We start from the raw sequence: 11,182 nt of genomic DNA on the forward strand, positions 1-11,182 counted from the left end.
CCCCCGTACTGGACAGAGGCGCACATGGTGGCCAGCGCCTCGCCCCCCACCACATCGATTCCCCCCGCCCAGCGCGCGGTTTCCAGCGCCTTTCCGGTGGGGCTGAGGGTATCGCGCGGCAGTACCTCCGTGGCCCCAAGCCCGGTCAGGTAGGCATGGAGCTGTGGCCGCCCGGTCACCGCCGTCACCTGATAGCCCAGCTGCGCCAGCAGCATGATGGCCATGCCCCCCACGCCGCCGCCTGCGCCATTGACGATGATGGGGCCGCTGGTGGGGGTCACCCCGCCTTCCTCCAGGCTCATGACACACAGCATGGCGGTAAAGCCCGCCGTGCCGATTCCCATGGCCTGCCGCGCGGTCAGGCCCGCAGGCTGTGGCAGCAGCCAGCGCCCCGGCAGGCGCGCCATGCGGGCCAGACCGCCCCAGTGCCGTTCACCCAGACCCCAGCCGGTGGCCAGCACCGGGTCGCCCGGGCGGTGAACCGGATCATCGGAATGCACCACGCGCCCGGCCAGGTCGATGCCGGGGATCATGGGAAACTGGCGCACGACCGGCGCGCCACGGGTCATGGCCAGCGCATCCTTGTAATTCAGGCTGGAATGATCGATTTCCACCGTCACGTCCCCTTCGGGCAGGGTCGTGGGATCGACCTGCTCCAGCCGGGTCGTGACCACGCCATCCGCGCGGCTGATCATGAGGGCATCGAACATGCTGGTAGTCTTCCGTGATGATGAAGGGAAAATGGAACGCGGGACCACGTTCAATGCATCCTTCATGCCCGATTTAGGTGTATTTTCCTATGTACAGCCGCGTGATTTCGCATGATCGTGAAGCCACGCGGTCTGGAAAATTGTTGAATATACAAAAGGATTTCAAAACGGGTTGCGACCGGGTTCCAAATCGCCCCTGTCTGTCGTGCCCCGTATGCAGGCTGACATGAAAAAGCGCAGGTCTGGTGTGACCTTCCCACGCTTCCCGCAGGGCGGGCTGTGTGGTGTGCTGCTTTTTCAGCCACTATTGCACAGGCAGGAGGCATGCCGATGTCCGACGTCACAGTTTCTTCCTTTCCCGCCCTGTCTTCCATGAACGCGTTGTGGCAGGCGCGCTATGGCATCCGCCCGCCCGCCAGTGCCCTGCCGGAAAGCCCGGTGGCGCGCAGCCTCATGGCCCATCGTTCCGTCCGCGCCTTCAGCCCGGCGCCATTGCCCGAAGGCGTGGTGGAAGCGGCGGTGGCGGCGGCGCAGTCGGCCTCGACATCATGCAACCTGCAGGCATGGAGCGTGATCGCCGTGCGTGACCCCGACCGTCGCGCCCGGTTGGCGAAAATCGCGGGGGATCAGGATTTCATTGCACAGGCGCCGCTGTTCCTTGCGTGGATTGCCGACCTGTCGCGGCTGGAACATGTGGGGCAGGCACTGGGTCGGGCACTGCCGGGGGTGGACTGTCTGGATACCTTCCTTGGCGCGGTGATGGATACCGCTTTCGCCGCGCAGAATGCGGCGGCCACGTTCGAATCCTACGGTCTGGGAATCGTGTATGTGGGGGCGGTGCGCAACCAGCCCGAAGCCATCGCCGCGGAACTGGGCCTGCCCGCGCGCACGTTTGCGGTATTCGGCATGAGCGTGGGCTATCCCGATCGCAAGAAGCCGACCGCCATCCGCCCCCGCCTGCCGCAGCATGCCGTCCTGCATGCCGAGCAGTACGATCCCGCCGCCGCCAATGACCGCGCCACCATCGACGCCTATGACGAACGCCAGCGCGCCGCGCGTGCGGCACAGGGGCAGCCCGCGTGGGGATGGAGCGAAAGCGTGGTGGCAAGGCTGGGTGATGTGAAGGCGCTGCATGGTCGTGAACATCTGCCACAGGCGCTGCGGACCCTTGGTTTCATGCTGGGTGAGGCATGAAAAGCAGGGGGCATGCGCATGCGCCGGGGTTGACCGGCACAATGTTCTGGTGAACTTCTGCTAACGTTGCCCGCATCTGGTGGCGGGCAGGGGCGCGCCCTGTATATCGCGCCAGCGCCATGATGAGAGAGAAACGACGGCTATGGACTGCGCCACTTCCCTTCCCTTTACGCTTTCCCCCAGCACATCACCGGTTTCGCCGCAGCGACGGGCGGAGATCCTGGCCAATCCCGGTTTCGGGCGTGTCTTTACCGACAACATGGTCATGATCCGTTATGTGGAAGGTAGGGGATGGCATGACGCCCGCGTACAGCCCTATGCGCCGATTTCGCTGAACCCGGCGGCGGCCGTGCTGCATTACGCGCAGGAAATTTTCGAGGGAATGAAGGCCTACCGTACGGCCGGGGGCGGCATCACCCTGTTCCGCCCCTATGCCAACGCGGCCCGCTTCCGCAAGTCGGCCGAACGGCTGGCGATGGCGGACCTGCCTGATGAAGTGTTTGTCGAGGCGGTGCGCCAGCTGGTGCGCGTGGATCACGCATGGGTGCCCGGCAACCCCGATGAAAGCCTGTATATCCGCCCCTACATGATCGCGAGCGAGACGTTCCTGGGCGTGAAGCCTGCGTCGGAATACATGTTCATGGTCATTGCATCGCCCGTGGGAGCGTATTTCGGTGCGGAGGCGGTCAGCGTGTGGGTGTCCGATTTCTGCCGCGCCGCCCCCGGCGGCACGGGGGAAGCCAAGTGCGGTGGCAACTATGCCGCAAGCCTGCTGGCGCAGCAGGAAGCCAAGGGCCATGGCTGTGCGCAGGTCCTGTTCCTTGATGCGGTGGAACGCCGCTGGATCGAGGAAATGGGCGGCATGAACGTGTTCTTCGTGTTCGATGACGGTTCCGTCGGCACCCCGCCGCTGACCGGCACGATCCTGCGTGGCATCACGCGCGACTCGTTGCTTACCCTGGCGCGTGAAATGGGCCTGACCGTGCGTGAGGAACCCTATGCCATCGACCAGCTTTATGCCGATGCCGCGTCCGGTCGCCTAAAGGAAGTGTTTGCATGCGGCACGGCGGCGGTTGTGTCCCCCATCGGGCGTTTCCGTAGCCACAAGGGCGAAGTGGTGATTGGCGATGGCAAGGGTATCGGTCCCGTCACCGAAAAGCTGCGCAATGCCCTGATTGGCATCCAGCGCGGCACGGCGCCCGATACCCATGGCTGGGTGGAAAAGGTTATCTGATCTTCCGGCCACGGTCGGTGTGCCCGGCACGCCCGGCCATGGCGGATGGTCATCATGACAGGGGGCGGGTCATGCGGTTGCGGCATGTCCCGCCCCGTCTGTATCCAGATGGAAAAGTTTTTTGGTGAAGCTGTTTACAAAAAGCTTCGAAAAAATGCCGCCTTCCTGAAAAAGGCGGTACCCCGGAACTTTTGGTATTTTTAAGGGAAAGAACAGGTCCGATGACTGGGAAAATGCTGGATGTAACAGGACAGTGGGACGGGCAGTTCAGCTATCCCCACACACTGACGCCGGAGTTTTTTTCTGCATCGCTGTTTGAAACCGGCAGTCATGTAGGTGGCACGGTGACGGAGCGCGCCACGTCGGGTGCCAATGCCGGTGAATGCTTCATTGCCACGGTACGGGGGGAGCGGACCAGCGCCCGGGTACATTTTACGAAAACGTATGAGGATGGCGTGCGCCAGCATGCCGTGCTGTACACGGGCACGCTGAACGCGGATGGAAGCGAGATCGAGGGGGAATGGCGTATCGCCGGTTCCTGGTCGGGGCCGTTCCTCATGATCCGTCGTGCGGCGGGCAGTGTGGCGGCGGAAATCAAGGTAGCGGAAGCGCCGGTGTCCGATGCGGATTGCATCACCATTTCCCGCTAGAAGATCGTTTTGGAGAACAGAAATTTTTGGGTGCCGCCTTTTTTCAAAAAGGCGGCGTTCATTGAAGCTTTTGGAAAAAAGCTTCACCAAAAATGCCTTCATGTCTTGTGGTAACCGGCTTTGCCCCATGCAACCGGGCATGGGGCAGGCCATGTCTTATTGCGCAGGTGTTGCCGTTTCATCCACCGGCACATAGATCCGGTTGCCGTTACTGCGGAATTCCGCCTTTTTCTGTTCCAGCCCCGCCTGTCGCTGCGCATTGGCCTTCAGGTCGTGGCTTATGCGCATGGAGCAGAATTTGGGGCCGCACATGGAACAGAAATGCGCGTTCTTGTGCGCCTCACGCGGCAGCGTTTCATCATGGTACGAACACGCCGTATCCGGGTCGAGCGACAGCTTGAACTGGTCATTCCAGCGGAAATCGAAGCGCGCGCGGCTGATCGCGTCATCGCGGATGCGCGCCGCCGGGTGCCCCTTGGCCAGATCGGCCGCGTGGGCGGCGATGCGGTAGGTCACGACGCCGACCTTCACATCATTGCGGTCAGGCAGGCCAAGATGTTCCTTTGGCGTAACGTAACACAGCATGGCGGTGCCGAACCACCCGATCATGGCGGCACCGATGCCCGATGTGATATGGTCGTAACCCGGCGCGATATCGGTCGTCAGCGGACCAAGCGTGTAGAATGGCGCTTCGCCACATTCCCGCAGCTGCTTTTCCACATTGACCTTGATCTTGTGCATGGGCACGTGGCCCGGTCCCTCGATCATGACCTGGCAGCCTTTTGCCCACGCGATTTTTGTCAGTTCGCCCAGCGTTTCCAGTTCGGCGAACTGGGCGGCGTCATTCGCATCGGCGATGGAGCCAGGGCGCAGGCCGTCCCCCAGCGAGAACGAGACATCATAACGGCGCATGATGTCGCATATCTCCTCGAAATGCTCATACAGGAAGCTTTCACGGTGGTGGTGCAGGCACCACCCCGCCATGATCGACCCCCCGCGTGAGACGATGCCCGTTACCCGGTTGACCGTAAGCGGCACATGCTGCAGCCGCACGCCGGCATGGATGGTAAAATAGTCCACGCCCTGTTCCGCCTGTTCGATCAGCGTGTCGCGGAAGATTTCCCATGTCAGGTCCTCTGGCACGCCGCCCACCTTTTCCAGCGCCTGATACAGCGGCACCGTGCCGATGGGTACCGGCGCATTGCGCAGGATCCAGTCGCGGATATTGTGGATGTTGCGCCCGGTGGACAGGTCCATGACCGTATCCGCGCCCCAGCGGATGGACCAGACCATCTTTTCCACTTCTTCCGCCACGGATGAGGTCACGGCCGAATTGCCGATATTGGCGTTGACCTTTACCAGGAAGTTGCGCCCGATCACCATTGGTTCGAGTTCGGGGTGGTTGATGTTGGCGGGCAGGATGGCGCGGCCTGCGGCAATTTCGGACCGTACGAATTCCGGGGTGACGAAGGCGGGGATGTCGGCCCCGAAATCCTCGCCATCGGCGCGGCGTGCCTCGGCCCCTGCGTCCATGGTGGCGCGGCCAAGGTTTTCGCGGTGGGCAGCGTAGATCATTTCCTCGGTAATGATTCCGGCACGGGCGAATTCGTACTGCGTGACCATCTGCCCAGGCCTGCCTTCATGCACCGCATGGGGCGCAGGGCAGGCAGGGACCAGGTTTTCGCCTTTGGCAAAGCCGTTGTCCTCGGGCCGGACGGCGCGTGGCGTAATGGTGGGCAGGTTGCGGGCCGCGATCCATGGCGTGCGGACCGGTTCCAGTCCCGCGCGCACGTCGATCCGCGCATGCGGGTCGGTATAGGGTCCGGAGGTGTCGTACACCCGGACAGGTGGTTCGTTGGCGCTGGGTTCAAGGGCGATTTCGCGGAAGGGTACGCGGATATGCGCATGCCCTTCGGGCGTGGACCAGACCTTGGTGGACCCCATGATGGGGCCGGTGGTGACATGGTCGGGAGATGAAGGCGAAGCAACGGTAGTCATGACAATGCTCCTCGTTTTCTCTCCGACAGGGGGTGTGGGGGAGAAAACCGGAACGCCACATGGATCATGTGCGCAGTATCGTCAGGTCTGACGCATCGTGCCGATTGTCTGCACCAGTCCCTCCGCCGGTATGAGCCGGATCAGGTTCCCCGGAACGCACGATGCGCCCGGAAGGGTCCCCGCGCGCATGGTCGGCCCATGCCAGCGGTATCTCAGCCCCTTGCCGGGACTCCCCTTGGTCATTTCAGGATCATGAAACACCCGGCACTTGTCAACATTGTCGGAAGGGGTGCAGACGGGCGGGATGAAAAAGAATTCGTGTGCCGATTTGCCAGCCGCGCGGTTGTGTTAGACTGCTTGTGAATATTCATCTTTTGCGGGGAAGCAGGACAGCATGGCAGGTAGCGTGATTTCCGATCGGATTGCACAGGGCAGCGGACGGAAGGCTGCGGATACCGTGATCCGCAATGTCCGCCTGTTCGATCTGGTGACGGGCGAACTGCTGCCGACCGACATTGCCATATGTGGTGACACCATTGTCGGCACGCTGGATCATTACGAGGGCACAAACGTGATCGAGGGGCATGGCCGCATTGCCGTGCCGGGCTTTATCGACACGCACCTGCATGTCGAATCCTCGCTCATCACCCCGTTTGAATTCGACCGCTGCGTCCTGCCCCATGGCGTGACCACCGCCATATGCGACCCGCATGAAATGGCCAACGTGCTGGGTCGCCCGGCGCTGGACTATTTTACCGAAGCGGCCATGCGGACGGTCATGGACCTGCGGGTAAACCTGTCCAGCTGTGTTCCGTCCACTGCCCTTGAAACATCGGGTGCGACACTGGGGGCGGCTGACCTGCTGCCGTATCGCGACCACCCCAAGGTCATTGGCCTGGCCGAGTTCATGAACATTCCCGGCGTGCTGAATGGCGACCCGGTCTGCATGGAAAAGCTGGAGGCCTTTGCTGGCGGCCATATTGACGGCCATGCGCCGCTGCTGCGTGGGCGTAAGCTCAATGGTTACCTGTCGGCAGGCATCACCACCGACCATGAAGCCACGACGGCGGAAGAAGCGCTGGAAAAGGTGCGCAAGGGCATGATGGTGCTGATCCGCGAGGGGTCGGTGTGCAAGGACCTGCGCGCGCTGGTGCCGCTGCTCAATCCGGTGACATCGCCATTCTTCGCCTTCTGCACGGATGACCGCAACCCGCTGGAAATCGCGCATGAGGGGCATCTGGATTACCTGATCCGCCTTGCCATCTCGCTGGGGGTGGAACCGCTGGCGGCATATCGCAGCGCCTCGCTCAGTGCGGCCAACGCGTTCGGCCTGCGCGACCGGGGTATGATCGCGCCGGGCCGGCGGGCGGATATCGTGCTGCTCGATGACCTGCGGGAATGCCGGGTATCGGACGTGATCAGCGCGGGGCGGCTGGTGAATGATGCGCTGTTTGCCACGCGTGACATCATTCCCCCCGTCGGTACTGACAGCATAAGCCTGCCCGCGCCTGTCAGCGCGCAGGACATGCAGATTGCGGGCAGTGGCACGCAGCGCCCGGTGATCGGTCTGCTGCCGGGGCAGATCATCACCCCGTTCCTGCATGCCGACCTGCCGGTGGCGGGTGGCATTGTCCAGCCTGACCCGGCGCAGGATATCGCGCGCATATGCGTGGTGGCGCGGCATGGGCACAATGACAATATCGGGCGCGGGTTTGTTAAGGGATTCGGCCTGTCGGGGGGCGCGCTGGCATCCTCGGTCGGGCATGACAGCCACAATATCTGTGTGGTGGGCATGAATGACGCGGATATGGCGATTGCGGTCAACCATCTGGAAAAAACAGGCGGCGGCTTTGTCGTGGTGCGCGACGGGAAAGTGGTGGCGGACATGCCATTGCCGGTGGCGGGCCTGATGAGCGACGCCCCGTTCGAGACCGTGCGCGACCAGCTGGAGGTACTGCGCGCCGCCGCCCGCGCGCTGGGTTGTCAGCTTGATGAGCCGTTCCTGCAACTGGCCTTCCTGCCGCTGCCGGTCATCCCGCACCTCAAGATCACGGATTTCGGCATGGTGGATGTCAACCGGATGGAACTGGTCTGACACGGTCACGATACAGGAGCAGCCCATGACAGGGGCCAGTGATATCGCCGCCCCCGCGCGCGAAGCCGTGGCCACCCTGCGTGCCTATCGTGCGGACTGGGTGCATTTCACCAACTGGTGCGCGGTCCATGCCGTGTCCCCCATTCCCGCCACGGCGCAGGTCGTGGCGACCTATCTGCGCAGCCTGACCGAATTCGCGCCTGCCACCATCCGGCGCAGGCTGGCTGCGATTGGCAAGATGCACCGTTTTAACGACATGGCGTGGGACGTGACCGACCCCGTTCTCCGCGCGGCGGTGACAGACATGACCGAACGTGCCAGCCACCCGGCCGCACCGCCTGCGGTGGTGACGCCGGACATGCTGCGCGCCATGGTTGAATGCTGTGCGGACGGATCCCCACGGGGCCTGCGGGACCGTTGCCTGCTGCTGTTCGGTTTCGCGGGGGCGCTGCGGCGTTCGGAACTGGTGGGACTGCAGGTGGAAGACGTGCGCGTTGACCGTACGGCGGTCGTGCTGACTATTCGGGAGGAAGGTGCCGCACAGTTCATCAACCTGCCCCTGTCACCCGATGGCGCACTGTGTCCTGCCGCGGCGTTCGCCGCGTGGCAGCAGGTGGCGCACCGGCAGACCGGACCGCTGTTCCGCGCCATTTCCAAGGGGGAGCGCGTGGGCGGCCGTGCGCTGACCCCGTACGCCGTGACCCGTATCCTGCAACGCCGCGCGCTGATGGCCGAAATCCAGCCGGATATCGTTGCGACGTTAAGCGCGCATGCCCTGCGCTCTGGCTATATTGTCGCGGCATTGCAGCAGGGCATGGAAACCGACGCGCTATGCCAGCATACCCGTTATCGTGACCCGCGCGCCCTGCGCCCGTATGAACGCCTGCTGGCCCATGACTGAAAACCTGCGCCTGCCCTGGGCTGACCTGCCCCCTGCCACCGCACGGGAGGATGAGACCGCCGAGACCGCGCGGCGCACACCGGGACGACGGGGGCGGCGTCCGCTTTCCGCGTGGCCGCAGCCGGCTGAACCCTCGCCATGGCAATGGTGGCACCTGCTGGTCTACGGGCCGGATACGGGCATGGACGCCTTTGTGGCGGAGGCCGCCGGTCCCGGCCTGATCCCATGGCCGTTTGACGCCGAACGGGTGGAGGAAGACATGTTCGCGCTGGCGATCGGCGCCAATTCGCCCGCGCGCGGGCGGGCCGGGCTGTCCATTGATGGCTGCCGGATCCTGGCGCGCCAGTTCCGCGCGGCGGCGGAGGCCCGTCACGCCCGGCTGGGCCTGCGGGCGGAAAAGGCCTGCCCGCTGGATTTCCACCAGCTTGTCCCGGTGCCAGAACGGATTCTCCAGCTTGGCGCCACCCATCCCGATGCGCGGTCCTGGCTGCGCGATAACTGGGGCCTGACCGAAGCGCCGCGGCAGGTGCGCCATCTGCCGGGGCGCAAGGCGGGCCGCCGACTGCCGCGTGGCCACCGGGCCATGGTGTATGGCTTTTTCACCCGCATGGGCACGCCTGCCCCCGTGATCCGCCGGATGGAGGAACATTATCCCACCCTGACATTCCGCCTGTCGGAACGGTCGCTGGCATGACGGGGCAGGCCGACCTGTTCAGCGGAAAGCTGCCCGATGGCGACCCGGTCATTGTACTCGATATCTACCACGGTGGCCTGTCGCACCTGCTGCAACTGGCGCATGCGCGCGAAATCGACCTGGCGCGGCTGGATATCGTTACCCTGATCGACCAGCTGGCCGAAGCGGCACGTACGCATACATCGCTGCCGCTGGGGATCAAGGCGCAGTGGGCGGTCATGGCGTCGGGGTTGCTGCTGCTGCGTTCGCGCCTCATGCTGCCTGCGGATGATCCGCGCCAGCAGCAGGCGACACAGGAAGCAGCCGACCTGCGCACCCGCCTGCTGGCGGCGGAGGATGCCGTACGCCTTGCCGGCTGGCTTGCGGTGCGCGAACAGCTTGGCCGTGATGTACATGCCTTTGGCGGCGCGGTTGCCCCCGAAGGGGACGAATCGGCGCAGTGGGAAGTGGACCGGATCGAGTTCCTGTGGGGATGCCTTGCGGTATTCGACGGGAACTGGGGCGTCATGCCGGTTGAGACACCGTTCTACGCCCCCGTGCAGCTTGACCTGTTTTCCGTGGAGGACGCCCGCGCGCGTGTGCGCACATGTCTGGCGCAGGCCCGTGACGAGCCGGTATCACTGGACCGGATGCTGCCCGATTCCGTGCGGGCGGTACCTGCTGCCGAAATGTCATCGGGACAGCGGCGTTCGGCATGGAGCAGTACGTTTGCCGCCTGTCTGGAAATGGTGAAGCAGGGGGAGGCGCTGGCCTATCAGGCCGCACCGGAGACGCTGCCCCGTTTCAGCGGCGTGGCGACCCGGACGGGGCGGGACGGGAGCTGATTCATTTCACCTAAAAATACAGTGAAATGAATTTATCGTTGCAGCTTATATTTGCCGACTGCTATTTTGTATCGAAACAGCAACGTTTTGCGGGGAAACGGGACATTCCAGCAGGAATGGCAGATTTTTTTCCTTCATTTTTTAACAGTTTGCTTGACTGGGATTTTTTTTTGATCAAGCTGGCAGGCAAGAGTTTTTTACTGGCCTGCCGGGCACTGACAGGGGCTGTTTCATAAGGCGTTCCGCGCCATGGGCCATGATGTGTCGGGCAGGACGTTCATACCGAGATTATTTCATACAAGATCAGGGTTGATTTCGAGATGTTAATAATGTTTATGGATAAAGCGTGATGAATGAGTGGCTTGGCCTGTCAGGGCAGGGTGCATGCGATGTCCATGCATTGGCATATGCACTGCCGGAGGTGGCGATGGTCGTGCCTTTCCGTTCCGCCGGAAAGGGGGGGTATCGTGCTTCAGGGTTGAGCCGGGGAGAACAAGGCGGATCGCATCAGTCGTTTCGTAGAAATCTGGTCATACTCCCGTAGTAAAATTGGTGAAATCAGAACATCCAGAACAAATTCTGTAATAATTCCTTCCTAAAACTATGCCGTTCTGAGTGAGGTATGGGTATGACGTATGCGGAACAGAGTGATAATAGACTACAAAAGGTAATCGTTTTCGCGCTTGTCCTGGTGTTTGAAGGGCTGCTGGTGCTGGCGCTCCTGTTCGGGCTTAGCTCCCCGCCGGATGCACCCAAGGAACCGCCGCGGCCGCCGGTGCAGGTCCACATGATCAAGGAACCGCCGCCACCGCCGCCACCGCCGCCGCCACCGCCGCCGCCGCCGGAAATTACGCAGCCGCCGCCGCCGTATATTCCGCCGCC

At 63.0% G+C, this 11,182-nt stretch carries 10 protein-coding genes, 1 pseudogene and 1 riboswitch; of the genes and pseudogenes, 9 read left to right on the top strand and 2 right to left on the bottom strand.

Annotation, left to right across the window (positions count from 1 at the left end; translation table 11 throughout):
* Positions 1–710 (bottom strand): acryloyl-CoA reductase (locus F1542_RS12100; protein ID WP_193733265.1); only part of this gene is annotated, 710 nt, incomplete at its 3' end.
* A 330-nt stretch (positions 711–1,040) separates the two neighbouring features.
* On the opposite strand from F1542_RS12100, the gene F1542_RS12105 reads away from it, so the two are divergent.
* From F1542_RS12105 to F1542_RS12115, 3 genes are all read left to right on the top strand, one after another.
* Entirely contained in the window at positions 1,041–1,904 is an 864-nt protein-coding gene (locus F1542_RS12105) for a nitroreductase family protein (RefSeq protein ID WP_193733266.1), read from the top strand.
* Positions 1,905–2,046: 142 nt separating this feature from the next.
* Positions 2,047–3,138 carry a branched-chain amino acid aminotransferase gene (locus F1542_RS12110; protein ID WP_193733267.1) on the top strand — a complete coding sequence of 364 codons (1,092 nt, stop codon included), beginning with the start codon at positions 2,047–2,049 and terminating at the stop codon, positions 3,136–3,138.
* Between the two features lie 221 nt (positions 3,139–3,359).
* Positions 3,360–3,788 (top strand): hypothetical protein, encoded by a 429-nt coding sequence (locus F1542_RS12115; RefSeq protein WP_193733268.1) that lies wholly within the window; start codon positions 3,360–3,362, stop codon positions 3,786–3,788.
* Between the two features lie 156 nt (positions 3,789–3,944).
* On the opposite strand, the gene thiC is transcribed toward F1542_RS12115, so the two are convergent.
* Positions 3,945–5,786: a phosphomethylpyrimidine synthase ThiC gene (gene thiC, locus F1542_RS12120; protein ID WP_193733269.1), complete on the bottom strand. Its 1,842-nt coding sequence runs from the start codon at positions 5,784–5,786 to the stop codon at positions 3,945–3,947.
* A 99-nt stretch (positions 5,787–5,885) separates the two neighbouring features.
* A riboswitch (TPP riboswitch) is annotated at positions 5,886–6,032 on the bottom strand.
* 148 nt (positions 6,033–6,180) lie between these two features.
* Here thiC and ade point away from each other — a divergent pair.
* From ade to F1542_RS12150, 6 genes and pseudogenes are all read left to right on the top strand, one after another.
* Complete coding sequence (gene ade / locus F1542_RS12125; protein ID WP_193733270.1) at positions 6,181–7,881, top strand: adenine deaminase; 1,701 nt, start codon at positions 6,181–6,183, stop codon at positions 7,879–7,881.
* Between the two features lie 25 nt (positions 7,882–7,906).
* Positions 7,907–8,782, top strand: coding sequence for a tyrosine-type recombinase/integrase (locus tag F1542_RS12130; protein WP_193733271.1), 876 nt, complete (start codon positions 7,907–7,909; stop codon positions 8,780–8,782).
* Entirely contained in the window at positions 8,775–9,476 is a 702-nt protein-coding gene (locus F1542_RS12135; RefSeq protein WP_193733272.1) for a hypothetical protein, read from the top strand. The genes F1542_RS12130 and F1542_RS12135 overlap by 8 nt, the downstream gene beginning before the upstream one ends.
* Complete coding sequence (locus F1542_RS12140; protein ID WP_193733273.1) at positions 9,473–10,300, top strand: ScpA family protein; 828 nt, start codon at positions 9,473–9,475, stop codon at positions 10,298–10,300. The genes F1542_RS12135 and F1542_RS12140 overlap by 4 nt, the downstream gene beginning before the upstream one ends.
* A gap of 38 nt (positions 10,301–10,338) precedes the next feature.
* Positions 10,339–10,536, top strand: a complete 198-nt coding sequence (locus F1542_RS12145) for a hypothetical protein (protein WP_193733274.1) — start codon at positions 10,339–10,341, stop codon at positions 10,534–10,536.
* Positions 10,537–10,922: 386 nt separating this feature from the next.
* A pseudogene (locus F1542_RS12150) lies at positions 10,923–11,182 on the top strand (energy transducer TonB); the annotation flags it as partial.

The organism is Komagataeibacter sp. FXV3 (genome assembly GCF_015155755.1).
Classification (GTDB): domain Bacteria; phylum Pseudomonadota; class Alphaproteobacteria; order Acetobacterales; family Acetobacteraceae; genus Komagataeibacter.

What these genes read in the sequence shown, in the direction of transcription:
- F1542_RS12110 (WP_193733267.1), top strand. Translation starts at nt 2,047, where the DNA reads ATGGACTGCGCCACTTCCCTTCCCTTTACGCTTTCCCCCAGCACATCA.
- F1542_RS12130 (WP_193733271.1), top strand. Translation starts at nt 7,907, where the DNA reads ATGACAGGGGCCAGTGATATCGCCGCCCCCGCGCGCGAAGCCGTGGCC.
- F1542_RS12105 (WP_193733266.1), top strand. Translation starts at nt 1,041, where the DNA reads ATGTCCGACGTCACAGTTTCTTCCTTTCCCGCCCTGTCTTCCATGAAC.
- ade (WP_193733270.1), top strand. Translation starts at nt 6,181, where the DNA reads ATGGCAGGTAGCGTGATTTCCGATCGGATTGCACAGGGCAGCGGACGG.
- F1542_RS12140 (WP_193733273.1), top strand. Translation starts at nt 9,473, where the DNA reads ATGACGGGGCAGGCCGACCTGTTCAGCGGAAAGCTGCCCGATGGCGAC.
- thiC (WP_193733269.1), bottom strand. Translation starts at nt 5,786, where the DNA reads ATGACTACCGTTGCTTCGCCTTCATCTCCCGACCATGTCACCACCGGC.
- F1542_RS12115 (WP_193733268.1), top strand. Translation starts at nt 3,360, where the DNA reads ATGACTGGGAAAATGCTGGATGTAACAGGACAGTGGGACGGGCAGTTC.
- F1542_RS12135 (WP_193733272.1), top strand. Translation starts at nt 8,775, where the DNA reads ATGACTGAAAACCTGCGCCTGCCCTGGGCTGACCTGCCCCCTGCCACC.